The organism is Thalassovita mediterranea, from assembly GCF_001458435.1.
Classification (GTDB): domain Bacteria; phylum Pseudomonadota; class Alphaproteobacteria; order Rhodobacterales; family Rhodobacteraceae; genus Thalassobius; species Thalassobius mediterraneus.
In genome coordinates this window covers 260,635-284,223 of sequence record NZ_CYSF01000012.1, presented here as the reverse complement: position 1 = coordinate 284,223, position 23,589 = coordinate 260,635, and the positions used below count along the sequence as shown (strand labels likewise).

20 protein-coding genes are annotated in these 23,589 nt (G+C 58.7%); 7 read left to right on the top strand and 13 right to left on the bottom strand.

What is annotated here, in order from left to right:
* Nucleotides 1-24: 24 nt before the first annotated feature.
* Together TM5383_RS12530 and TM5383_RS12525 are read right to left on the bottom strand one after the other, a co-directional pair.
* Complete coding sequence (locus TM5383_RS12530; RefSeq protein ID WP_058319370.1) at nucleotides 25-1,428, bottom strand: hypothetical protein; 1,404 nt, start codon at nucleotides 1,426-1,428, stop codon at nucleotides 25-27.
* On the bottom strand, nucleotides 1,428-3,119 hold the full coding sequence (locus tag TM5383_RS12525) for a DUF3131 domain-containing protein (RefSeq protein WP_058319369.1): 1,692 nt from the start codon (nucleotides 3,117-3,119) through the stop codon (nucleotides 1,428-1,430). The genes TM5383_RS12530 and TM5383_RS12525 overlap by 1 nt, the downstream gene beginning before the upstream one ends.
* Nucleotides 3,120-3,902: 783 nt before the next feature.
* On the opposite strand from TM5383_RS12525, the gene TM5383_RS12520 reads away from it, so the two are divergent.
* From TM5383_RS12520 to TM5383_RS12500, 5 genes are all read left to right on the top strand, one after another.
* A complete protein-coding gene (locus tag TM5383_RS12520) occupies nucleotides 3,903-5,282 on the top strand; it encodes an ATP-binding cassette domain-containing protein (protein ID WP_159438567.1) in 1,380 nt (459 codons plus the stop codon).
* Nucleotides 5,263-6,483: an HlyD family secretion protein gene (locus TM5383_RS12515; RefSeq protein ID WP_156415732.1), complete on the top strand. Its 1,221-nt coding sequence runs from the start codon at nucleotides 5,263-5,265 to the stop codon at nucleotides 6,481-6,483. Before TM5383_RS12520 ends, TM5383_RS12515 begins: the two co-directional genes overlap by 20 nt.
* A 206-nt stretch (nucleotides 6,484-6,689) precedes the next feature.
* A complete protein-coding gene (gene fghA / locus TM5383_RS12510; protein ID WP_058319366.1) occupies nucleotides 6,690-7,520 on the top strand; it encodes an S-formylglutathione hydrolase in 831 nt (276 codons plus the stop codon).
* Nucleotides 7,517-7,975 (top strand): YaiI/YqxD family protein, encoded by a 459-nt coding sequence (locus TM5383_RS12505; RefSeq protein ID WP_058319365.1) that lies wholly within the window; start codon nucleotides 7,517-7,519, stop codon nucleotides 7,973-7,975. Before fghA ends, TM5383_RS12505 begins: the two co-directional genes overlap by 4 nt.
* A complete protein-coding gene (locus tag TM5383_RS12500; protein ID WP_058319364.1) occupies nucleotides 7,972-8,895 on the top strand; it encodes an ornithine cyclodeaminase family protein in 924 nt (307 codons plus the stop codon). The genes TM5383_RS12505 and TM5383_RS12500 overlap by 4 nt, the downstream gene beginning before the upstream one ends.
* On the opposite strand, the gene TM5383_RS12495 is transcribed toward TM5383_RS12500, so the two are convergent.
* Nucleotides 8,892-10,127 (bottom strand): MFS transporter, encoded by a 1,236-nt coding sequence (locus TM5383_RS12495; RefSeq protein ID WP_058319363.1) that lies wholly within the window; start codon nucleotides 10,125-10,127, stop codon nucleotides 8,892-8,894. The genes TM5383_RS12500 and TM5383_RS12495 overlap by 4 nt on opposite strands.
* Nucleotides 10,128-10,258: 131 nt before the next feature.
* Here TM5383_RS12495 and zapE point away from each other — a divergent pair, with 131 nt between their 5' ends.
* Complete coding sequence (gene zapE, locus TM5383_RS12490) at nucleotides 10,259-11,320, top strand: cell division protein ZapE (protein ID WP_058319362.1); 1,062 nt, start codon at nucleotides 10,259-10,261, stop codon at nucleotides 11,318-11,320.
* A gap of 73 nt (nucleotides 11,321-11,393) precedes the next feature.
* Here the strand turns inward: zapE and TM5383_RS12485 are convergent, their stop codons facing one another.
* The 8 genes from TM5383_RS12485 to TM5383_RS12450 form a co-directional block, all read right to left on the bottom strand.
* A complete protein-coding gene (locus TM5383_RS12485) occupies nucleotides 11,394-12,416 on the bottom strand; it encodes an aspartate-semialdehyde dehydrogenase (protein ID WP_058319361.1) in 1,023 nt (340 codons plus the stop codon).
* Between the two features lie 134 nt (nucleotides 12,417-12,550).
* Complete coding sequence (locus TM5383_RS12480; RefSeq protein ID WP_058319360.1) at nucleotides 12,551-13,291, bottom strand: SDR family oxidoreductase; 741 nt, start codon at nucleotides 13,289-13,291, stop codon at nucleotides 12,551-12,553.
* Between the two features lie 37 nt (nucleotides 13,292-13,328).
* Entirely contained in the window at nucleotides 13,329-14,783 is a 1,455-nt protein-coding gene (locus TM5383_RS12475; RefSeq protein ID WP_058319359.1) for an aldehyde dehydrogenase family protein, read from the bottom strand.
* 18 nt (nucleotides 14,784-14,801) lie between these two features.
* Complete coding sequence (locus TM5383_RS12470; RefSeq protein WP_058319358.1) at nucleotides 14,802-16,412, bottom strand: ABC transporter ATP-binding protein; 1,611 nt, start codon at nucleotides 16,410-16,412, stop codon at nucleotides 14,802-14,804.
* Nucleotides 16,409-17,224 carry an ABC transporter permease gene (locus TM5383_RS12465; RefSeq protein WP_058319357.1) on the bottom strand — a complete coding sequence of 272 codons (816 nt, stop codon included), beginning with the start codon at nucleotides 17,222-17,224 and terminating at the stop codon, nucleotides 16,409-16,411. Before TM5383_RS12465 ends, TM5383_RS12470 begins: the two co-directional genes overlap by 4 nt.
* Complete coding sequence (locus TM5383_RS12460; RefSeq protein ID WP_058319464.1) at nucleotides 17,221-18,168, bottom strand: ABC transporter permease; 948 nt, start codon at nucleotides 18,166-18,168, stop codon at nucleotides 17,221-17,223. The genes TM5383_RS12465 and TM5383_RS12460 overlap by 4 nt, the downstream gene beginning before the upstream one ends.
* Nucleotides 18,169-18,275: 107 nt before the next feature.
* Nucleotides 18,276-19,769, bottom strand: coding sequence for an ABC transporter substrate-binding protein (locus TM5383_RS12455; RefSeq protein ID WP_058319463.1), 1,494 nt, complete (start codon nucleotides 19,767-19,769; stop codon nucleotides 18,276-18,278).
* Between the two features lie 28 nt (nucleotides 19,770-19,797).
* The gene (locus TM5383_RS12450; RefSeq protein ID WP_058319462.1) at nucleotides 19,798-21,081 is read right to left on the bottom strand and encodes an acetylornithine deacetylase/succinyl-diaminopimelate desuccinylase family protein; all 1,284 of its coding nucleotides are present in this window, start codon (nucleotides 21,079-21,081) and stop codon (nucleotides 19,798-19,800) included.
* 165 nt (nucleotides 21,082-21,246) lie between these two features.
* Here TM5383_RS12450 and TM5383_RS12445 point away from each other — a divergent pair, with 165 nt between their 5' ends.
* Nucleotides 21,247-21,828 carry a PAS and helix-turn-helix domain-containing protein gene (locus TM5383_RS12445; protein ID WP_058319356.1) on the top strand — a complete coding sequence of 194 codons (582 nt, stop codon included), beginning with the start codon at nucleotides 21,247-21,249 and terminating at the stop codon, nucleotides 21,826-21,828.
* Between the two features lie 76 nt (nucleotides 21,829-21,904).
* On the opposite strand, the gene rpe is transcribed toward TM5383_RS12445, so the two are convergent.
* Together rpe and TM5383_RS12435 are read right to left on the bottom strand one after the other, a co-directional pair.
* A complete protein-coding gene (gene rpe, locus TM5383_RS12440) occupies nucleotides 21,905-22,588 on the bottom strand; it encodes a ribulose-phosphate 3-epimerase (RefSeq protein WP_058319355.1) in 684 nt (227 codons plus the stop codon).
* Nucleotides 22,589-22,612: 24 nt separating this feature from the next.
* Nucleotides 22,613-23,575: a class 1 fructose-bisphosphatase gene (locus TM5383_RS12435; protein WP_058319354.1), complete on the bottom strand. Its 963-nt coding sequence runs from the start codon at nucleotides 23,573-23,575 to the stop codon at nucleotides 22,613-22,615.
* Nucleotides 23,576-23,589 lie beyond the last annotated feature (14 nt).

The window sequence follows — 23,589 nt, the reverse complement described above, 5'->3', positions numbered from 1 at the left end:
TGGCAGGTGGCCGTCACGCAGAAACTAGCGTGATGACATATCCGCCTGCAGCGCCGGCAGCACCGCAGACCGGAAGTAATCTGACAGCAGTGTATACTCTGCGACGGTCACAATCTGAGGGCCGCTATGCACCGGCGCCGGTTCAAGCTCATCCGCCACGGCATCCTCTGCGATCTGCGGCGCGGCGGCAGATTCCATCGTGGCTGAACTGACCGTTATGTTTGGCTGTTTCTCTCGGGGCGCCAAGGGATCAAACATGTCCGTGGTATTTCCCTCGGCCAGCTCCAGCACCGCTACCGCCGACCTAAGGTCGAGCCCCAACTCTTCAACCAGGTAGGCCAGCTTATCCGTTGTGCGATCGCGCGTATCCTCTTCATGCACCTCAGGGGGACTGGCAAGAGGTGGCGCCTTTGGCAGTGTCGGCGAAACGCCTGCTGCAACCGAATTGGAATTGTTCGCCTCTCGCAGTGTTTGCACCTCAGCAGCAAGATCTCGCAACTGTTGCTCCAACCGGGTGGTTTCGATCGCCTGTGCAGGCAATGGCGATGGCTGCGTGGGGTCAGTCGCGGACGGGGGAGTGCTGCGCAGTGTTTCAAGCATCCCGCGCAAATCTTCGAGTTGAGCTTCGATCCGATCAGCCTCTCCCTGCAGCGGGGCCGAAGTCGCCGGTGTGGAGGTGATTGCAATCACCTGAGGCTGAGGCATCGGCGATTGCCAGGTCGCATTTTGTGTCAAACGCTGCGCATCGTTTATTTGGCGTCCGTTGGGCACCGGCCAGTCGCGGGGCAATACGGCGTAATCCTGATTATTTGCAATCCAGCGCAGATAGGCCGTTGCCGCAAGAAATCCGCGCAGCGAATGACGACTGACCTCTTCCCCGCCGCGACGCACAACCAGCTCAAGTGATGATGAGAGCAGGTGTTCCAACTGAACATCCAAAGGCTGCAACACCCTTTCTGGGACCTGGATTTCGCTGACACCTTCCGACAGGAAAAAACTGTCGCCGGCGATCACCCCTTCTACGGCCAACTGCAATTGCCCACGGGCCGTCAGCAAAACGGTCAATCCAGCCTTGCGTGCGTGGCAGTCTTTGGTGCGCGCTTTACACAGCACCTCGAACACATCGACATCCAAACGGGGATTTGGAGAAAAGCGTGCATATCCATCCGGGTCGAAGCGGAAGTACACACCTTCGACCAAACCTTCCTGAAATGTGGGCCAACCAAAGGCCCCACGCAGCGATTGTCGCGCCTCACTGGCGCCGATCGCAAAGGGAATCGCGGTGTCCACAATTGCGCTCTCGGCGGTAAATTCTGCCGGTCGGGCATTCAGATCAACCGATTGCGCGTTTGTGGACAACGGAACCAACGCACTCAGGGCAATCACGCCAATCCCGAACCAGATGTTTTTTGCATGCAACTGTGTCATCAAAAATCTGCCTTTTCCTGAACCGAATGTCTAAGTGCTGGCAACCAATCCTGTTTTTGTGGGGGATCGGGATAATTCCGCCGCAACCGGATGTCTTGGTCGCGAAACGCGGTGTACCAAACCTCTGTCTCGCCGAGGTATGGCGTCAAAATCGTACCCTGCACCTTGTGTAGCAGTGCAGTCAGGATGATCCCGTTATTGTTGGCGGTGAAAATTTCCACTCGGCCCTGACCGCGCTCATATAGACCCTCAAACATGCCGTTTTCAGGGTCATAAAGTTCAATAATCGCCTCGAAGAGAACATCGGTGTATTCCGTTTCCCACAGGGCCCATAGACCCAGCGCCGCCTTAGCCGAAACAGCGGCATGGTCAGGAACGTAGTCCCCCCGTGGCGTTACGGTGTTCCACGGATAGTCATCGGAGAAAATCGTGTCGTAGGTGAAATAAGGTGGGCCTTTGACGTTGTGTTCAGACCGCGCCGTCATAAACCCAGTGCGCCGCCACCGGTTTTCCTGAACCTGATAGATGCGATCCGCAAATTCAGCGCGCCAGCCATCGCTGTGCAACCAGTCGGGTGTGATATCGTCATGAGGCAAGTCAAACCCCAGTTCCATGCCATCCTGCAGGTAGGATTCAGTCACCACATAGTTCTGCGAATGAAATACCCGCGGGTCGCGCCCGTCATAAGGCACCTGCACGCCAAAGATCGACGCAGTCAAAAACGGTTCGGCGCGGTGGGCCAGCAGCGGGCGCAACCCCCAGAGGGCAAAACCTTTGGCGGCATACTCCTCATAGCCCAACCGTCCTTCTTGCGCGTAAACCGTTTCACCGGTTTCTTTATCGACATAGGCACCGAACATCAGGCCTTCGCTATCAATGGCATTGCTGAAATCCCATTTCAGCAGGACCGAGTCGATGGTGTTTGCAAGATAGGGGTAACGGTTTTTGCAGATACGCAACCAGACCAGGAACCGCCCAATATCTAGGGCCGAAAACCCGATTTCTCCAGGTTTGTTCGTGTAATCGACCTTGGCACCCGTCTTGGTGTGATACACCTTGTTGGGCAATTCCATACGGAACAGTTCCAACGATTTGATTGTCGTCAAAAGGCGGGTGATCCGCCGGTCAAACTCCGGCTTTTCTATCAGGCACAGCTCATAGGCGGACACCAACCCCGCGATGTAGGATGCCGTATCCCAAAGCGTTGTTGATGGGTAATTGCCAACTGAATTGGCCAACCCGGTCGTTTCCTGGGTAAAGCGTTCGAAATAGTGCCAGGCGACCTTGGCCGCACGCAGTTCACGCTCGGTCAAAAAACCACGGCGGGCACGATATTTGCGCACATAGGCATTGTGCGGCGTGTAACCGGCCGCCGCATCCAGCCCACGATCCAACCGCTCGAAATAGTCTGCAGGCAATTCACACATTCGCGGTGTCAGGCCCCGTTTCGGCTGACCTTCGACCAAACTCAGCGTTGCACTAGGTAAATTGCCGCGCATCAATGCAGGAATGTCATCCAGCGCCCCACCTGCAATGATAGGGATCACCTCATCCTCTTGCTGCAGGAAAACATGGCGCGCGGTAATGCCAACCGAATAGCTGGCACCACCGAGTACCAAAATCGCCGCACACAACAGCACCCCACCCCAAAGTGGCGAGCGCCGTTGTAACTTGTCCGAGCTGCGGGGCATTGATCCCTCCAACGTGATTCCCCCACAGCAAACACCAAATCCCTTAACAAAAAGCGACCAAGCCCCACGCTGATCCAAATTCATCTGAACGCGGAAAAACCGCGGCGAATTTTCCGCACGGTGTGACAACCTAAAATTAATCTCTTTGACTTAGACCTTGGTGAAACCGCGAAGGATTTGCCGATGTCGCATCAAACCGTTTCTACAAATCTGCCGCCCGACTCACTAAACTCGGGCAAGGATGAAACACACTCAACGCGCCTGATCCGGGACCGTAGCGTCCCCACCTGGGCGGCAATTCTGTCATCATTGTTCACCTTCGGAACTGCCGTCTGTACGCTTGCGTTGGTTGTTTTTGCGCTGTTCCTGCATCAGTTGGTCGCTGTCGAGAACATCGAAATCTACGCCCCCATTCTGGGGCTAAGTGCGCTTGTCCCTGTTCTTGGCATTGTGTTGTTCGAGCTGGGTCATGCGCGGTCTTTGGCAGGCTATCACGATCTGCGCCGCCGCAGCGGGCCAATCGGCGGTGTCATAGCCGCCGTACTAACTGCCGGTGGTTTGGCAATGCTGCACCCGCTGTTGTTGCTCCCGCCTCTGGTTGGGGGGGCTTTGGGGTGGGTCATATCACGACCACTCGCCCGCATGTTGCCGCGGGAACGGGCCTGGAACGCCCTCCCGGAGGAGGCTGCATCGGTTCTTAGCGGACGCGATCAACGTGGGCTGTCCCTGCTGATGCAACGCACGCGACGCGCGCCCACTGTAGATGCCCTGTCACTCGGGGTTATGGGCGCCGTTTTCATCGCCAGTTTCGCGCTGGCCAGCTGGCTGTGTCTGCGGGACGTTCTGGTCAGTGCTGCAATTGCGCCAACCGCGTTGATAAGCGCCGGAATTAGCAGGGCATTGTTCATCTATTGGCGCGCCACATCCACAGTTGATCCTGAATACGCAGAACGCGCTGCACATGTTCAAATGTTGCCGCCACGCCGTGACATCACGGATCAACCTGATAGCGGGCTCTGGGTCGATCGTCTGAGCGTACAGACAGATCGTGGCCAATACTTACTCCACGATCTGTCATTCCAATTGCCCGAAGGCAGTATCACTGCGCTCATCGGGGATAGCTTTTCCGGAAAATCTCTACTGATGCGCGCTCTTTCTGCGCCACTTGATATGACCGACTTACAGGTAGAAGGGAATGTGCGCTTAAACGGCTTATCCCCTTGGATGCGCAGCGCCTCGCCACATAGTGCCGCGATCATTCATCTACCAGCAACGCCGCTGATTTTACCCGATAGCAGCAGCGCCAATCTGCTGCACCCGACCGATCAAATGGCGCAACGCGCAGAATACCTACTGAAAAGCTTGTTGCATAATGCCGACACCACCCGACGGATCCTTCAATGCCGCAATGCGCAACATCTATCCCATAGCGAACAAAAAATTCTGGCTTTTGTACGCGCATTCAGCCTGCGCCCCGCTCTCTATCTGCTGGACCGACCAGAAGATGGGCTCTCCGAAGTGTTGCGCAATACACTCCTCACCCGTCTGAAGGATGAGGCGCGCCGCGGCGCCAGCATTTTACTCGTCACCGAAGATCGCGCCATGCTGGAAGCGTGTGATTACCTGATCAGCCTGCAAAGCGGGCGATTGGTTGAAATGGCCGCTGCCGATGAAATGCGCGCTCGGGCTTCTTCTGGATGGCAAAGGTTTGTTGCCACCCGCGAGCTTGAAAGCGAAGACGCACTCGACAGTTGGATTAACGCCCAATTCCGCCGCGATGGCGATGGCGCAAACCGACGGGCAGTTTGCATGGTCGCCAACGAAATGCTGACATTGGCCTGTCGCTCAGATGACCCGGCAGCAACGGACACTGTATGTTTCGAAATCAAACTGTTCGCAGGGCGATGCCAACTGCGCATGCAGCAACCCCAACCGTTGTCGAGCGGTGCGCTGCAACGCGCCGAAATACAGGCTACAAACGACGATGCATTGACGGACGCACCGCTGGCCCGCGTTCTACGGGACAGTCTGGCGGTCGAAAACACGCACCATGATGGTCAGCACTGGATGGAAGTGAGCATCGAAATCTACGATCCGCGCAAGGTCGATCGCCCCCCTCAACCCGCTGCAAGGTCGCAAAAAAATGTCGACGCCACATCCTGATCCACGGCTATCACATAAGCCCCTGCGCCGATTGCACCTGATGCCTTGGCTATGGCTGATCTTGATTTGGGCCACACTCTGCGTGGCGGTTTGGGCGATTTTTGCCGCTGCCGCACTCCAGCTATTTGCGCCAACGCTCACCTTGACCGGATCGCTCGTTCGGCAAACGACCACGCAGGATGTCATCCTGCCTGCGCATATGCCAGTTGCCGAAGTACTGGTCGAAAATGACACCCCCGTCAGCCAAGGGCAGGCAGTGCTGCTTTATGACACCGAAAAACTAGATCAACGTATGTCCAACCTAGAGGCAGACCTGCAGCGGCTTGCCTACACACACCGTTGCCTGACCGCGTCTGCAGCTCAAACAGAAACCGCAGGCGACGTGCCTGATCCAGCCTCAGACAATGGGGCGAGCGCCTGTGAAATACAGCAGCAAACAGACATGCTAGAAAGGCAAGAACAGGAACAACGCATTCGTCAGCTGCATCTTATCCGGCAACAGATAGAATACGCAGGGCCATCACTGGAAAATGCGCGTTCCCGCCAGGACCAAATCACCACTCAGCTGTCCTATGAGGTTGAGCGACATGCCCTCCAGATCGACATTCGCCGCCAAACGGTGTTGCTGAAAAAATTGATCGCTGATCAGCGACACACCCGCCAAGCAGAGCTGCACCGCCTGACGCAGGAACAGGCGGCCCTGCAAAAGCAGCGCGCTGAACTCCAGCAACTGCTGGAGGACCCGTTTTTACGCGCACCTCAGGCCGGTATGCTAATCCGACAGCGTCCGTTGCCGCGCGATGGCACCCCGATGACGGACACAGCGATCGCGCAATTGTTGACGCAGGAAGCAGGCTATCAGGCAAATATAACCCTGAGGGATGACAGCGCCGCCACGCTGACGGCCGGCGATAGGGTCATGCTGCGCCTATCTGGCCTGCCCCTGACCGCGCCGAAGATTCCGGCGCGGATACGCCTGATTGCAATGCAGAAAGGTCATTTTGACAGCAGCCCCGCACACAAGGCACAACTAGAAATGTTGCCCAGCGATATCGCAGATCCGCGCTGGCGACGACGAATTATCCGCCATCTTGAGCGAATGAACGGACAGGCCAATGCCGAACTGACACTACAGCCGGTTCCGTTCCTGACACATTTACAAAGCAGCGCCCTGAACCTGTGGCAGGGGCGACGCCCCTAGAGCATTTTCGTTACACACCACGACCAGTGCCCCGCAGATCCTGCCCCCCCATAGGGCCAGCGCACATAAATTTAGCACAAGGATGCCGCTCGCCTCTTGCTTCGGTGCAAATGCGCGATGTAGCCATATGCCGACGCGCTTGTCTCATCGCCTGCAACATTTACAGCATGCAGCTAGCGCACCACGACAAAGAAGGACGTCGAGGAATGGAAATCATTTCTGAAAACCGCTGCTTTGGGGGCACCCAAGGCGTTTATTCCCACAAATCCGAAGTCACCGGCTGCACCATGACCTTCGGCCTGTTCCTACCCGAAGAGGCGCAGGACGGCCCAGTGCCCGTTCTGTGGTATTTGTCGGGTCTGACCTGCACCCATGAAAACGCCATGGTGAAAGCGGGCGCACAATCGTGGGCCGCGGAACAGGGCATCGCGCTGGTGTTCCCCGACACCTCGCCGCGCGGCGAAGGTGTGGCAAATGACGACGCCTACGATCTGGGCCAGGGCGCAGGGTTCTATGTTGACGCGACCCAATCCCCCTGGGCACCTCATTTCAACATGTGGTCCTATGTGGCCGATGAGCTGCCACGTCTGATCACCGCGAATTTCCCGATTGATGAGGACCGCCAGTCGATCACCGGCCATTCGATGGGCGGCCACGGTGCACTGACGCTGGCGATGAACCTGCCGGGACGTTTCAAGTCGGTGTCTGCCTTCGCGCCGATCTGCAACCCCACTGCAGGTGACTGGGGCCGCAAGCAGCTACAGGCCTACCTTGGCGATGCACCAGAGACATGGGCGAAACATGATGCCACGCTGATGATGCGTGAAAAGGGTCTGGATATTCCGCTGTTGATCGACACCGGCAGCAGCGACCAGTTTATCGACCTGTTGATGCCCGAAGCACTGGCAGAGGCGGTAACAGCCGCCCGCGTTCCAGCCCAGCTGCGCCTGCAAAAAGGCTATGATCACAGCTACTTCTTCGTGTCGACCTTCATGGAGGATCACATCGCCTTCCACGCAGAGGCGCTGTATTCATGACTACCCTCTTCGTCGATGCGGATGCCTGTCCAGTGAAGGCAGAGGCGGAACGCGTGGCGACCCGCCACCGCATCGCGATGAAACTGGTCAGCAACGGGGGGCTGCGCCCCTCACCCAATCCGTTTGTCGAAAACATCATCGTGCCCGAGGGGCCGGATGTGGCTGACATGTGGATCGCGGATCGCGCCAAAACGGGCGACGTGGTGATCACCAGCGATATTCCATTGGCGGCCAAGGTCGTCGCCAATGGCGCACAGGTACTGAAACCCAATGGCGAGGCGCTGACCGCCGCAAACGTCGGCAATGCCTTGGCCACCCGCGATCTGATGACCGACCTGCGCGCAGCCGATCCGTTTCGTCAGGGCGGCGGGCGCCCCTTTTCCAAGGCAGACCGATCCCGTTTTCTGGACGCGCTGGAACGTTGCCTGCGCAAAGCCGTGAAAGAAAAACCATGAGTACAATTCCCATCATTTCCTTCGACGCTGGCGAGGCATCGCTGAACTGGCTCACCTTTATCGAGGCGTTGGCCGCAGGGCACAAGCTGCCGAAGGCAGAGATTGCGGATAACTTTCTTTATCGTGGCGATGACACCCTCCTAAATCGGGCAGCGTGGATTGATGGGCTGGGATTGGCGGTGAAATCGGCGACGATTTTTCCGGGCAATCCGGCGTCGGGGCAGCCGATGGTGAACGGCGGAGTGTCCCTTTATGATGATAAGAACGGGATGCTGTCGGCGCTGGTCGATTTTCATCTGGTGACCAAATGGAAAACAGCTGGCGACAGCCTGTTGGCCGCAACCCGTCTGGCGCGCCCTGACAGCCGTGAGATCCTGATCGTCGGCGCGGGCACAGTGGGCCGATCCCTGCGACAGGCCTACGGCGCAGCCTTCCCCGAGGCGCGATTTACCATCTGGAACCGCACGGCGGCCAAGGCCCACGCGTTTGCGGCCGAATTCCCCGGAATGCAGGTAGCCGAGGATCTGGAAACCGCCGTGCGCGCCGCCGATATCGTGACCAGCGCCACCATGGTGACCGAACCGCTGATCAAAGGTGCGTGGCTGCAACCGGGCCAGCACATCGACCTGATCGGCGCTTACCGTCCTGATATGCGCGAAGCGGATGATGAGGCGCTGCAGCGTGCCCGCGTTTTTGTCGACAGTTTTGATACCACCCTGGGCCACATCGGCGAGGTGGAAATCCCACTGCAATCCGGCGCGATCAGCCGTGATCATCTGATCGCAGATTATTACGATCTGGACGCCTTCCAGCGCCGCAGCGACGATGAAATCACTCTGTTTAAAAACGGCGGCGGGGCGCATCTGGACCTAATGACCAGTCGCCATATCCTCGACAGTTGGCGGGCCGCAAACGGTTAAGCTGCCATCGCCTGCCGGTTTTCGCGGACCGGCAGGTGGATCAGGGCAGAAAAGGCACCAACGCCGACGCCGACCCACCATACGGCTTCGTATGAGCCATAGGCGTCATACATCCGACCGCCCAGCCAGACGCCCAAAAAGCTGCCCAGCTGGTGGCTGAAGAACACGATACCATAAAGCGTACCCATGTAGCGCAGGCCATAAAGATGTGCGATGAGGCCAGAGGTCAGCGGCACCGTCGCCAGCCAAAGCGATCCCATCGACAGCGAAAACACCAGCACAGTCAGCGGTGTCATTGGCACCAGAATAAACGCCGCGGCGATCACTGTGCGCAGGGCGTAGATGGTCGCCAGAAGATACTTCTTGGAAAAGCGGTTCCCCAGCCACCCCGCCAAAATCGTGCCGCCGATATTGGCCAGACCGATCAGCGAAATTGCCACCGCGCCCAAAGCCGAAGTCGTGGTAATGCCCACCGAATGTAGCAAGCCACCGGGCATGATTGGCCCGCATACCTCGGTCACGAAGGCCGGAAAATGCGCCGTCACGAAGGCCAGTTGATATCCGCAGCTGAAAAACCCGAGGAAGATCATCGTGTAGCTTGGATCCTTCAATGCCTTGGTCAGGATCGCGCCCATGCTCTCCTCTAGCTGCGCTTTCGTGGCGGCTTCTGGTGCGCGCATCATCGGCAACAGCAGCAACACCCCCAGGATGATCACCGCAAATGCCAGAAACACCGACTGCCACGTCATGAACCCCAGCATCCATTCTGCAGTCGGTGCGCCGATCACCTGCCCGGCCGAACCGGCCGCCGTGGCAATCGCCATAGCCATTGAACGGTTTTTGTCAGATGCCGCACGCCCCACCACCGCGAGGATCACGCCAAAACCGGTGCCTGCGATGCCGAAACCCACAAAAATCTCAAAAAACTGATGCGCGCCCGGAGTCGTCGCAAAGGAAGAGGCAACCAATCCTGCCGCATAGAACAGCGCGCCCATGACAATCGCTTTGCGATCGCCCAGCTTTTCGGCCACAGCGCCAAAAATCGGCTGACCAATACCCCAGGCTAGGTTTTGAATAGCAATCGCCAGACTAAACTCTGACCGCAACCAGCCAAATTCCTGGGAGATCGGGATTTGGAACACGCCAAAAGACGCCCGGATCGCAAACCCCGTCATGATGATGATGCACCCGACAATCAGCACGGGTGTAAACAAGGGGGTGGATTTTTGCATATTGGCATCTCCTACAGCTGGGAAAGTATTACGGGCGTTATCTCCCCACACAAGCTGGTAACACTACGGATCACGGACATTCGCGGGCGCAGCCCTTTCGCGATGCAATCCAATTCGTTATCAGCAAAGGTATGACCAGTTTGATCGACCTTTACGCCCAACGTGTTGCCGCCGGTGACATCACCCCCGACCCCGCCCAAGAGGCTGTGCTGCCGGAATTTGAACGCATCCGTGCAGAGCTGGCCCAGCCGGTAAAGAAAAGCTTCTTTCGCAAGGCACCGCCGCCGCCAATGGGGCTGTACCTTTGGGGTGGGGTTGGTCGCGGCAAGTCGATGTTGATGGATATGTTCGTCGATCAGCTGAACGTGCCAGCGCGGCGGGTGCATTTCCATGCCTTCATGCAAGAAATTCATACCGCCATGCACAAGGCACGGCAGGACGGGGTGGAGGACAGCCTGGCCCCCGTCGCCGCGCAGGTCGCCAAAGAGGTGAAGGTGCTGGCCTTTGACGAAATGCAGATCACCGACATCACCGATGCGATGATCGTGGGCCGGTTGTTTGAGATCCTGTTCAACGCGGGCGTGGTGGTTGTGACCACCTCCAACCGCGTGCCGGATGACCTGTATAAGAACGGGCTGAACCGCCAATTGTTCCTGCCCTTTATCGAGGTGCTGAAGGAAAAGATGTGCGTCTGGGAACTGATCAGCCCCAATGATTACCGTCAGAACCGTCTGGCAGGTGAAGAGGTATATTTCAGCCCGATCAACGCCGAAAGCCGTCAAAAAATCCGCGAGGTTTGGGAACACCTGACTGGCGGACCTGCAGGGCCGCTGATCCTGACCGTGAAAGGCCGCGAGGTAGAGATCCCGCAGTTCCGCAATGGCGTAGCGCGGGCCAGTTTCTATGACCTGTGTGGCAAGATGCTGGGCGCGGGCGATTATCTGGCACTGGCGGAAAACGTGAAGGTGCTGATCCTAGAGGATATTCCGCGCCTTGGCCGGTCAAACTTCAACGAGGCAAAGCGGTTCGTGACCTTGATTGATGCCCTCTACGAGGCAGGCACCAAGCTGATCGTATCGGCGGCAGATGAGCCAGAGAGCCTGTATATCGAGGGCGAAGGCGTCTTTGAATTTGAACGCACCGCCAGCCGCTTGCGTGAAATGCAATCGGCCAGTTGGGGGCAGCGGGACTAACCCCAGCGCACATTCCCAAAAACGAAAAAGGGCGCCACAGCGGGCGCCCTTTTCTATTCTCTAAGGCTGAAGATCAACCTTTTTTCAAAACCTCACGGCCCAGCAGTTCAGCGATCTGTACCGCGTTCAGCGCCGCGCCTTTGCGCAGGTTGTCACTGACGCACCACAGGTTCAGGCCGTTTTCAACGGTCACGTCCTGACGGATACGGCTGATAAAGGTGGCGAAGTCGCCAACACATTCGATCGGGGTGACGTAGCCGCCATCCTCACGCTTGTCGATGACCATCAGGCCGGGGCTTTCGCGCAGGATGTCGCGGGCTTCATCTTCGTCCAGGAACTCTTCGGTTTCGATGTTGATCGATTCCGAGTGGCCAACGAAAACCGGCACGCGCACACAGGTGGCGGTCACTTTGATCGACGGGTCGACGATTTTCTTCGTCTCGGCAATCATCTTCCACTCTTCTTTGGTGTCGCCGCTGTCCATGAAGACATCGATGTGCGGGATCACGTTGAAGGCGATCTGCTTGGTGTAAACCTTGGGGTCCACTTCCTGACCGGGAACATACATGCCCTTGGTCTGGTTCCACAGCTCATCAATCGCGTCCTTGCCGGAGCCGGACACCGATTGGTAGGTCGACACAACAACGCGCTTGATCTTGGCACGGTCGTGCAGCGGCTTCAGCGCCACAACCATCTGCGCGGTTGAACAGTTCGGGTTCGCGATGATGTTCTTTTTGGAATAGTCATGCACCGCCTGCGGGTTCACCTCAGGCACGATCAGCGGGATGTCCGGATCGTAGCGGTACAGCGACGAGTTATCGATGACCACACAGCCGGACGCAGCGGCTTTGGGCGCGTATTCCTTGGTCGCGGTGGAGCCGACAGCAAACAGCGCGATATCCCAGCCGGTGAAGTCAAAGGTGTCCAGATCTTTGGTCTTCAGGGTGGTATCGCCGAAGCTCACTTCGGTGCCTTGAGATTTGCGGCTAGCCAGCGCAACGATCTCGTCAACAGGGAACTGGCGTTCGGCCAGGATGTTCAGCATTTCGCGGCCCACGTTGCCCGTGGCGCCGACAACGGCGATTTTGTAGCCCATTGGGACTCTCCTTTGGTTTGGACAGGCCGCTGTTACCTGAACAAACACAGCTAAAAAAGGGGATTCGCGCGGATGTGATCAACTATATTGTATCGAAACATCCGCGCGCGTGGGGCTGTTTAGGGGGCAGGACGCTAGATGCAGCGCCCGCCGTCCACCTCCATCGCCACACCTGTGACCATGCCTGCCTCATCCGAACACAGGAAACAGGCGGCGTTGCCCATATCTTCGGGCGTGGAAAAACGGCCAATCGGGATGGTGGACAGGAACTTGGCCCGCACTTCGGGCGTGTCTTCGCCCATAAAACTGGCCAGAAGTGGCGTTTCCCCCGCCACCGGACAGATGGCGTTGACCCGGATACCTGCGGGGGCCAGTTCCACCGCCATAGTTTTGGTTGCGGTGATCATCCAACCCTTGGAACTGTTGTACCAGTTGAGGTTCGGGCGCGGGCTGAGGCCTGCGGTAGAGGCGACGTTCAAAACCGCGCCTTTGCCTGCGGCTTTCATCACCGGCATGATGTGCTTGGCGGTCAGGTAAACGGATTTGCAGTTCACTGCGAAAACGCGGTCAAACTCCTCTTCGCTGACCTCTTCCATCGGTTTGGGTAGATGGGTGATGCCCGCGTTGTTGACCAGAATGTCGATGCCGCCCAGTTGCGCCTTGGCTGTGGCAACCATCGCGGCGACGTCTGCATCGCGCGACACGTCCACCTGTACGGCAATACCGCCCACCTCTGCCGCCACATCGCGGGCCAGATCCATGTTCAGATCGGCGACCATGACCTTTGCGCCCTCTTGCGCAAATTTGCGCACAATCCCCGCGCCAAAGCCCGACGCGCCACCGGTCACAATCGCGGTTTTTCCTGCCAGTCTCATCTTCATTTCCTTTGCTCTAAGGCTCTTTTCTTCAGGCTCAGCCGTGATAGGCGGCGACGGTTTTCAAGGTGGTGAAGCCATAAAGCGCCTCAAACCCCTTTTCACGGCCATGACCGGATTTGCCGATACCGCCGAAGGGCAATTCCACCCCGCCACCCGCGCCGTAGTTGTTCAGGAACACTTGACCGCTGCGAATGGCCCGCGCCAACCGCATCTGCCGCGCGCCGTTCTGCGTCCAGACCGAGGCGACAAGGCCATAGTCAGTGCCATTGGTAATCGCGACGGCCTCTTCTTCGGTGTCGAAGGGGATGACGACCTGCACGGGGCCGAACACCTCATCCCGTGCGAGGCTGTGATCGGGGGCCACACCGCAGAACAGCGTCGGCTGCACGTAGTTGCCGCCGTTGGGTGCGTCCTGCAAGACGCCCTGCGCTGCTATTTCCAGATCCGCGCCTTGGGACAGGAAGCCCTCGACCAACCCCTTCTGCTTAGCAGAGATCAGCGGCCCCACGTCCAGATCCGCCATCGCCGGACCCACGCGCAATTCGCCATAACGGGCGGCCATACGCTCCACCACCTGATCATAAACGGACCGATGCGCCAGAATGCGGGAAGAAGCAGAACAGGTTTGGCCTGCGTTCTGAATGCCTGCGTTCACCAGAAACGGCAGGGCGGCGTCCAGATCGGCATCGTCAAACACCAGCTGCGGGGATTTCCCGCCCAATTCCAGCGTCACCGGCACTACGTTCTGCGCCGCTGCAGTTTGGACCTGCACGCCTGTCATGACCGATCCGGTGAAGCTGACATGATGCACGCCAGGGTGACCGCTCAACGCGGCACCCGCCTCTGCCCCCAGACCGGGCACCACGTTTAGCGCACCATCCGGCAGACCCGCAGCCTTGGCCAGATCGGCGAAGGCCAGCGCTGTTAGGCAAGCATCCTCCGCCGGTTTCAACACACAGGCGTTGCCGGTTGCCAGCGCTGCGCCAACGGATCGGCCAATGATCTGCATCGGGTAATTCCACGGCACGATATGGGCGGAGACACCGTGTGCCTCGCGCAGAGTGTAGACGGTGTAGCCGTCCTGATAGGGGATCGTTTGGCCGTGTAGTTTGTCCGCAGCGCCAGCGTAAAATTCCAGATAGCGGGCCAGCGCGATAGCATCGGCGCGGGCCTGTTTCAGCGGTTTGCCGACATCCAGCGCCTCGATCCGTGCCAGATCGTCGGCCCGTTCCAGTACCAACTGGCCCAGACGATAGAGGATACGCCCACGCTCCACCGCCGTAACGCGACCCCAATCGCCCTGCCACGCGCGGGTCGCGGCATCCACTGCCGCGTCAATATCAGCGGCGGTGCCACGGGCAATCGCACCGATCTCCTCCCCCGTCGAAGGGTTCGACAAAGGCAAGCACTGCCCAGACGCAGGCGCCACCCAAGCGCCGTCGATCAGGCATTTCGTTGGGTCAAACCACAGGTTCAGCGCGTCCGTCATAGCGTATCCTTTATATCGTCAGGTCTTGGGTAATTCCGCCGAGGGGTCTGTGGCTGGCAAAGCTGGCGCAGCGGCGATCAATTGTTGGGTGTAGGGGTGTTGGGGGGCGTCAAAAACAGTCTCTGTTTCGCCCTGTTCGACGATTTCACCGGCCTGCATCACCAGCACCCGATCAGTGATGGAGCGCACCACCGACAGGTCGTGACTGATAAACAGATAGGTCAGCCCATAGCGATCCGACAGGTCCGCCAAAAGGTCGAGGACCTGCGCGCGTACGGATACATCAAGGGCAGAGACCGCTTCGTCCAGAATGATTAGATCGGGCTTGATGATCAGCGCGCGGGCAATGGCGATACGTTGCCGCTGACCGCCGGAAAATTCGTGGATGTATTTATCCAGATCATCGGCAGTGAGGCCGACATTTTCCATCGCCTCTACCATCGCGTCCTGCAGCGCCTGCCCTTTGGGCGGCTGATCCAGCAGATACATCGGCTCTGCGATCAGGCGGCGCACCTTCCAGCGAGGATTGAAGCTACCGTAGGGGTCCTGAAACACCACCTGCATACGCCGCCGTATGGATCGGTTGGTGCCCTTGGCGTCAAACACCGGTTCGCCGTCCAGCAGGATTTGACCGCCCTGCACCGGTTCAAGACCCAAAATCGCCCGTGTTAGGGTCGATTTTCCACACCCAGACTCGCCCACCAGCCCCAGACTTTCACCGCGTTTGATGTCGAAACTGACGCCCTTCACCGCCCGCAGGGTCGTGGTGCCGCCCAACCACCCGTTGCTGTGCAACCGGTATTCGCGGACCACATCGCGCACGGTCAGCAACGGCTGTTCCTGCGGTTCGGCCAGGCGGTCGGGATGATGGGCGGAGGCCGCCAGCAGCGCCTTGGAATAGGGATGCTGCATCGTCTGAAACAGGGTTGCGGCTGGCCCTGCCTCAACCACACGGCCCTTTTGCATGATCGCGATGTCATCGGCCAGATCGGCAACCACCGCCAGATCGTGGCTGATCAACATCAGCCCCATCTGATCCTCAATCACCAACCGTTTGAGCAGCGACAGGATCTGAGCCTGCGTGGTCACATCCAGTGCGGTTGTCGGCTCATCCGCGATCAACAGCTTGGGGCGCAGAGCGATGGCCATCGCAATCACCACCCGCTGGCGCTGACCGCCGGACAGCTCAAACGGATAGCGGCTGAGCGGGAAGCGATCCTGCGGCAGCTCCGCCCGTGTCAGCGCCTCGGCGGCGCGGGCCAGTGCCTCTTTCTTGCTGACGCGCTCGTGGATCAGGATGGTTTCCGCCACCTGATCACCGATGGTGCGGATCGGGTTTAGCGCGGTCATCGGCTCCTGAAACACCATGCCCACATCGCGGCCGCGCATCTGGCACAGCTCAGGCTCGCTCATGTTCAAAACGTCCTGCCCCGCCAGCGTGATCCGCCCCGAACATACGGTACCGTTCGGCAGCAATTGCATCGCGGCAAAGGCGGTCATGGATTTGCCCGACCCACTCTCCCCGATCACACCCAAAATCTGACCGGGCGCAATGGACAGCGACACATCCTGCAGGACCGGGGTGCCGTGGATCGACAGGTTCAGATCCTCAATCTGCAAAAGGCTCATGACCGTGCCCTCCGCAGTTTGGGATCGAACAGATCGCGCAACCCGTCGCCCATCAGGTTCAGGCCAAGCACGGTCAGCAGGATCGCCAGCCCCGGAAACAGCGCCATATGCGGCGCGAAGGAAATCATCGTCTGACTGTCCGCCAGCATCCGTCCCCAACTGGCCGTCGGCGGCTGCGCACCAAGGCCCACATAGCTCAGCCCTGCCTCAGCCAGAATACCCAGAGAGAACTGGATCGTGCCCTGCACAATCAACAGATTGGCGACATTGGGCAGGATATGTTCCACCGAAATGCGCGCCGCGCCCTTGCCGGCGACACGGGCCGCCATGACATATTCGCGGCTCCACAAACTCAGCGCGCCGGAACGGGTCAGTCGGGCGAAAACGGGGATGTTGAAGATGCCGATCGCGATGATCGCATTCAGCGCCGAGGCACCGAAAACCGCAGTTATCATGATGGCGATCAGCAGCGACGGGAAGGCAAAGACCAGATCGTTGCCGCGCATGATCACCTCATCCCACAGGCTACCCTTGCGCGCTGCCGCCATTAGGCCCAGCGGCACACCCAGCGCCATGCCGATGCCCACCGCCACCAGCGCCACCGCGATGGAGGTGCGCGCACCCACCATGATCATGCTCAGGATGTCGCGGCCAAAGTGATCGGTGCCAAGGGGGTGCGCCAATGTGGGCGCTTTGATCTTGTTCGCGATGTCCAGCACCGTCGGATCATAGGGCGTCCAAAGGAAGCTTAGCACCGCCATACCAGCGAAAACGGCGGTCAGCAGCCCGCCCAGCCAAAGGTTCCGCATCAGCGCCGCCCCCGCAGTCTGGGATCGACAATCGCATAGGTCAGATCGACCAGAAAATTCACCACAATGACGGCAAAGACCAAGAGCATCACAACACTTTCCACCACGATCAGATCGCGGGCGGAAATCGACTGAAACACCAGCCGTCCAAGGCCCGGAAGGAAGAAGACGTTTTCAATGATGATCGCCCCCGCCAGCAGAAATGAAAACTGCATCCCGATGATGGTCAGCACTGGGATCAACGCATTACGCAACGCATGGCGGCGCAACGCTTGACCACGGCTCAGCCCCTTGGCCCGTGCGGTGCGAATAAAATCCTCTGACAGGGTGTCTAGCAGCGACGACCGCATCACCCGCGCCAGAATACTGGCCTGCGGCAGTGCCAAGGCCACGGCAGGTAGCGTCAGCGATTTTAGCGCAGCGCCAAAGCCCGCGTCCCAGCCGACGAACCCACCAGCAGAGAACCAGCGCAGGTTGATGGCAAAGATCAGCACCATCAACATAGCAAACCAGAAGTTTGGGATCGCCACGCCCAGCTGGGTGATCCCCATCACCCCCACATCCACCGCCGATCCGCGACGCGACGCGGCCCAGATACCGGCGGGGAAGGCAATCAGCGTCGACAGCGCCAGCGCGTAAAGTGCCAGCGGCAAGGAGACCCACAGCCTCTCACCGATCATTTCAGCCACGGGGGTGCGATAGGTGTAAGAGGTGCCGAAGTCACCGACCAGTAGGCCACCGGCCCAGCTTAGATAGCGTTCAGCCACAGAACCGTTCAGGCCTAGTTCGTCGCGCAATGCGGCCAGCGTGTCCTCTTGGGCATTGATCCCCAGCATGTAGGCGGCCGGGTCGCCCGGGACCACCTCAAGCGTGAGGAAGATCACCAAGGACGCCACCACAAGGCTAAGGCCGAGAGAGGCCAGACGTTTCAACAGATAGTGCAGCATCGGCGCCGCCACCCCCGGATGGGGGCGAAACGCCCCACTCTTTCAATGTTCGTTAGGTACTCAAGTATCCTCCGGCGGCCACAAACACAGCCGCCGGAGTCGTCAGATCATTGCCAATATACGGCAGTCAGGTCGGTGGCCTGCGTCGGCGCGTCCTTCCACAGGCCCTGCACCTTGGCGTTGGCTACTGTGGGGTAGGCCAGCTGGAACAGGTAGCCGTTTACATAATCACCGGAAATGGTTTCCTGCGCGGTCGCTAGCAGCGCCGAGCGCTTTGCCGGATCGGCCTCTGCGCCCAGATCAGTCATCAACTGCTGGAAGCTGGGGTTATCATACTGGAAGTAGTAGTCAGGACGGGCGTAAATCCCGATATCAAACGGTTCCGTATGGCTAACAATGGTCAAGCCATAGTCCTTGCCACGGAACACCTGCTCCAGCCACTGCGCCCATTCCAGATTGCTAATCTCTGCCTCAATACCCACGGCACGCAGCTGTGCGGCGATAATCTCACCCCCGCGACGGGCGTAGGATGGCGGCGGCAGTTTCAGCGTGGTTTTGAACCCGTCAGCGTAGCCTGCTTCGGCCAGCAGGGCCTTGGCCATTTTGGGGTCATAGGCGCTGTTCGCGGTCAGATCGACGTAATCGGGGTTATGCGGTGCAAAGTGGGTGCCGATGGGCGTGCCATACCCAAACATCGCGCCATCAATGATTGCCTGACGGTCAATCGCGTGGGCCAACGCCTTGCGCACCTTCACGTTGTCAAAGGGCGGCATTTTGTTGTTGGTGGACAGGATCGTTTCCCCCTCGGTCGATCCGACGAGGACCTGAAACCGCGGGTCCGCCTCAAACTGGGGCAGGTTTTCCGGCGCGGGGAAGCCGACGAAGGCATCCACATCCTCGGCCATCACAGCGGCAAAGGCGGCGGTGGGGTCCGAGATGAACTTGAAGCTCACCTTGTCCAGTTTCGCTGGTGTGCCCCAATAGGCGGCGTTCTTTTCCAGATCGATCTTGTCGCCCTGCACCCAGTTCTTGAAGGTAAAGGCACCCGTACCGATGGGGGTGGTTTTGATGTCTGCAATGGTTTCCGGCGCAACGATCACCGCGTCACCCCAGGCCATGTTGAAAAGGAAGCTGCCATTGGGCGCGGCCAGCGTGACCTTAACGGTCAGGGGATCCACAACCTCAACACTTTCGATGCCTTCAAACAGCGCCTTTTGTGCGTTGGCGCTGTCCTCAGCCCGTGCGCGGTCGAGGGAGAATTTCACATCCTCCGCATCCATCGCACTGCCATCGTGGAAGGTGACACCTTCACGCAGCATAAAGGTGTAGGTCTTGCCGTCCTCTGAAATCTCCCAACCCTTCGCCAGACCGGGGTTCACCGATCCATCGGGGCCGAAACGGGTCAGACCTTCAAACACGTTGGAATAGAGGACCGAGTCGATCGCGCCTGCCGCGGCCGAGGTCGGATCAAGATGCGGCGGTTCCAGCTGCATCGCCACTACGATGTCTGATTTTGCCAGCGCGATGCCTGCAGTTGCGGCCAGCGCGGCGGTGCTGATCAGGCCCAGTTTGAAATATCGGCCTGCCTTCTGGTAGTCCATTGTCATTGCCTTCTCCCTGTTGTCAGGCCTACGCCTCTGGTTGCACCAGCAGGTCAATCAATGAGCGGCCCATTACATTGACGGAATCGATCATATCCTCGACCCCGACATATTCGTCCGGCTTGTGGGCCAGATCCAAAATACCGGGCCCATAAGCAATGCAGTTGTGCAATTTGCCTATACGGTCAATGTGCTTTTGATCGTAGGTCCCCGGAGACACGACATATTCTGCATCTTTTCCAAGGGTTTGTGCAATTGCTTTCGCTACAGTTTCAACCACAGGCGCCGTTTTCTGCGTCATGGTCGGCAGAACGCGGTGCAGTTCTGTCAGCTCATAACGGAAACTGTCACGCTTGGCCTCAACGGAGCGTAGCACCTGCATAACCTCTTCTTGAACCGCATCTATATCCTCTTCAATGAGGAACCGTCGATCAATGACCATGCGGCAACTGTCCGGCACAACGGGGCTTGGCAATCCGGTGAAGCCTTCGGGCAATTCTGCCTGCCCGCCGTGCATCGAGTTGATGTTTAGCGTTGATTGCTTCGCCCCTTCGGGCACAACGGGCATATCGGTGCGTTTCTGGGCAAGGGCGGGAAACAGGCTATCCTCCATTTCCTGCACCACGGCGCCCATGTGACGCACTGCGCAATCACCAAGGAAGGGCATGGAGCCATGGGCGATTTCGCCAAATGTCTCAATCTCGGCCCACCAGACGCCGCGATGGCCCAGACAAATGCGATCCTTGTTCAGGGGTTCGGGGATGATCACATGCTGCACACGGGCCGGTGCGAAATACCCCTGCTGCGCCAGATAGGCGACGCCGCCGAAGCCACCTGATTCCTCATCCGCCGTGCCGCTGATTTCAATCGCGCCATTAAACTCAGGGCAGATGGCCAGAAACGCCTCTGCCGCAACAATGGATGCGGCCAGCCCCCCCTTCATGTCACAGGCACCACGGCCATAGATCTTGCCATCCTTCAATTCGCCACCGAAGGGATCCATCGTCCAGCCGCGCCCCACATCCACCACGTCGATATGGCTGTTGAAGTGTACGCACTCACCGGCAGCCCCCCCTTCACGGCGGGCCACAACATTCCAGCGCGGGTATTGTTCGCAATCGCCAGGCGTGCCGTGGGCGCGGATCAACTCAACGGTAAAGCCGCTGTTGCGCAGGCGTTTTGCCAGATAATCGCAAATATCGCGGTAGCAATCACCGGGGGGATTAAGCGTCGGGATCTGGATCAGGTCCCGTGTCAGATCGATCAAATCATCTCGCCTTGCCTCCACCTCGACGGCAAGGGTTTGCGCCAATGCTTCTTTGCGGGCACAGCTGGTTATTGCGATGGCAGGCGATTGATCTTTGTCCGACAATTTTAACCCTTGGTAAAAAATATGTTGGAAAAACTATGCGGCAACGCTTATTACGGTGCCAATACCGTATCATTGCGGTGCAGAATCCCCCCGAAATGGTGACACATGCAAGATCTAGAACAACTCGCCTTTGATCAGGCTCCGATGGGGCTGGCCCTGACAGAACAGCGGGTCATCCGCAGCTGCAACCAGACTTTTGCCGACATGTTCGGCTACACCAAGGCACAGCTAATCGGCCAAAGCTTTCGCCTGTTGTACGGCACCGATCAGGAATTTCATCAGGTACGCGATATCGGTCTGGGCCCCTTGCGCCAATCGCACCCCTACACTGACGAACGTATCATGCGGTGCGCCGATGGATCGCGTATCTGGGTTCGGTTCCGCGCCCGCACCCTGACGCCAGAGGATCCGCTGGCGCAGATCGTGCTGAGCTTTTCTCCGATTGATCAAAAACCCACCGGCCCCAGCCTTACACCACGCGAACGTGAGGTGCTGATGTGGCTGAGCCGCGGTCGTACTAGCAAAGAGATCGCACAGGTGCTGGAACTGTCACCGCGCACCATCGAGGATGTGCGCGCCCGTCTGTTGAAGAAGTTTGAGGTCAAGAACGTCGCCGTTCTGCTGGCCCGCCTGTCCGGCTTCAACGGTGAGAGCGAACCGCGCACGCAGGATCTGGGGCAACCGTAAGCGCCATTAAAACGCGCCAAACAAAAAGGGCTGCACCTCTCGGCGCAGCCCTTTGTCTATTCTGCAAGAACAGGATTTAGCCCTGAACCGCCGCCTTGATGGCGCGGATGTTGTCACCGTAGGGCGCAGGATTGCTAACCGAACCGCCCTTGAACACGGCGGAACCTGCGACCAGAACATCGGCACCGGCCTCTGCCACCAGCGGCGCAGTTTCTGGGGTCACGCCACCGTCAATTTCGATATGGATCGGACGGTCACCGATCATCGCGCGCAGCTTGCGCACTTTTTCGATCTGGCTGTGAATGAACTTCTGCCCACCAAAGCCGGGGTTCACGGTCATGATGCAGACCAGATCAACCATATCCAGCAGGTATTCCACGTCATCCAGACCGGTGGCGGGGTTCAGCGCCAGACCTGCCTTGCAGCCTGCGCCGCGGATGGCCTGCAGGGTGCGGTGAATGTGCGGGCCGCTTTCCAGATGGGCGGTCAGAATGTCCGCACCCGCGTCGGCAAACGCCTCGATATAAGGATCGACCGGCGCGATCATCAGGTGAACATCCATCACCGTGTTGATGTGTTTGCGGATCGCCTTACACAGCGGCGGGCCGAAGGTCAGGTTGGGCACGAAATGCCCGTCCATCACATCCACGTGGATCCAGTCGGCGCCTTGCGCCTCGACGGCTTCGATTTCCTGACCGAAGTTGGCGAAATCAGCTGACAGGATCGACGGGGCGATCTTCAGGGAACGGTCAAAACTCATGGGGTTTCTCCGAGAAAGAGGGGGTTATTCGCTTAGGTCGTGGTGATCCGCCACGCGCTGCACCTTCTGGGCAGAGCCAAAGACCAACGGCACACGGCCATGCAGGGTTGCAGCCTGACGTTCCAGAATCGGTGTTTCGCCATCGGTTGCATGGCCCTTGGCCTGCTCGATGATAAAGGCGATCGGCGCGCATTCGTAAACCATACGCAGGCGTCCGTTTTCATAGCCTGGGCGCGCATCACCGGGGTAGAGGAAGATGCCGCCACGGGTCAGAATCCGGTGGGTTTCCGCCACCAGTGAACCAACCCAGCGCATGTTGAAATCCATGCCGCGCGGACCGTCTTTGCCAGCGAGGCAATCGTCGATGTAGGTGCGTACCGGCTTGGTCCAGTGGCGGTAGTTCGACGCATTGATCGCAAACTCCTTGGAGGTTTCGGGAACCTCCATCGCCTTTTCCACCAGCACAAATTCACCCTTCGACGGATCCAGCACATATTGCTGAGTGCCGTTGCCGAAGGTCACAACCAGGCAGGTTGCCGGACCGTACAGGATGTAGCCACCACAGATCTGTTCCGATGCGGGACGCAGGAAGCTTTCCTCAGCACCTTCTTTGGTGTCAAAGATCGAGAAGATGGTGCCGATGGACACGTTCACGTCGATGTTCGACGACCCATCCAGCGGGTCAATCGCCAGCGCGTATTTGCCACCCTCAGAGGTCAGCAGCGCGTCTTCCTGCTCTTCCGATGCGTACCAACGCACATCGCCACCGCGCAGCGCGGCCTCGAACATGTCGTCGGCCAGAACGTCCAGCGCCTTTTGACCGTCGCCATCGCTGTTTTCACCGACCTGCGCAGCCAGCGACTGTCCCAGACCAGCGCGCGCGATGATCGCAGCCACATCAATAGAGGTGGCGCAGAGCGCGTTGATGGTAGGGTAAAGCGCATCGGGGATAAGGTCGGGCGAAATGACGTTGGCCGGGCTGGTCATGATCGAGTCCGTTT

Excerpts from the sequence above, each read along its gene's own strand:
- TM5383_RS12530 (WP_058319370.1), bottom strand. The coding sequence starts at position 1,428 with ATGACACAGTTGCATGCAAAAAACATCTGGTTCGGGATTGGCGTGATT.
- TM5383_RS12525 (WP_058319369.1), bottom strand. The coding sequence starts at position 3,119 with ATGCCCCGCAGCTCGGACAAGTTACAACGGCGCTCGCCACTTTGGGGT.
- TM5383_RS12520 (WP_159438567.1), top strand. The coding sequence starts at position 3,903 with ATGGGCGCCGTTTTCATCGCCAGTTTCGCGCTGGCCAGCTGGCTGTGT.
- TM5383_RS12515 (WP_156415732.1), top strand. The coding sequence starts at position 5,263 with ATGTCGACGCCACATCCTGATCCACGGCTATCACATAAGCCCCTGCGC.
- fghA (WP_058319366.1), top strand. The coding sequence starts at position 6,690 with ATGGAAATCATTTCTGAAAACCGCTGCTTTGGGGGCACCCAAGGCGTT.
- TM5383_RS12505 (WP_058319365.1), top strand. The coding sequence starts at position 7,517 with ATGACTACCCTCTTCGTCGATGCGGATGCCTGTCCAGTGAAGGCAGAG.
- TM5383_RS12500 (WP_058319364.1), top strand. The coding sequence starts at position 7,972 with ATGAGTACAATTCCCATCATTTCCTTCGACGCTGGCGAGGCATCGCTG.
- TM5383_RS12495 (WP_058319363.1), bottom strand. The coding sequence starts at position 10,127 with ATGCAAAAATCCACCCCCTTGTTTACACCCGTGCTGATTGTCGGGTGC.
- zapE (WP_058319362.1), top strand. The coding sequence starts at position 10,259 with ATGACCAGTTTGATCGACCTTTACGCCCAACGTGTTGCCGCCGGTGAC.
- TM5383_RS12485 (WP_058319361.1), bottom strand. The coding sequence starts at position 12,416 with ATGGGCTACAAAATCGCCGTTGTCGGCGCCACGGGCAACGTGGGCCGC.
- TM5383_RS12480 (WP_058319360.1), bottom strand. The coding sequence starts at position 13,291 with ATGAGACTGGCAGGAAAAACCGCGATTGTGACCGGTGGCGCGTCGGGC.
- TM5383_RS12475 (WP_058319359.1), bottom strand. The coding sequence starts at position 14,783 with ATGACGGACGCGCTGAACCTGTGGTTTGACCCAACGAAATGCCTGATC.
- TM5383_RS12470 (WP_058319358.1), bottom strand. The coding sequence starts at position 16,412 with ATGAGCCTTTTGCAGATTGAGGATCTGAACCTGTCGATCCACGGCACC.
- TM5383_RS12460 (WP_058319464.1), bottom strand. The coding sequence starts at position 18,168 with ATGCTGCACTATCTGTTGAAACGTCTGGCCTCTCTCGGCCTTAGCCTT.
- TM5383_RS12455 (WP_058319463.1), bottom strand. The coding sequence starts at position 19,769 with ATGGACTACCAGAAGGCAGGCCGATATTTCAAACTGGGCCTGATCAGC.
- TM5383_RS12445 (WP_058319356.1), top strand. The coding sequence starts at position 21,247 with ATGCAAGATCTAGAACAACTCGCCTTTGATCAGGCTCCGATGGGGCTG.
- rpe (WP_058319355.1), bottom strand. The coding sequence starts at position 22,588 with ATGAGTTTTGACCGTTCCCTGAAGATCGCCCCGTCGATCCTGTCAGCT.
- TM5383_RS12435 (WP_058319354.1), bottom strand. The coding sequence starts at position 23,575 with ATGACCAGCCCGGCCAACGTCATTTCGCCCGACCTTATCCCCGATGCG.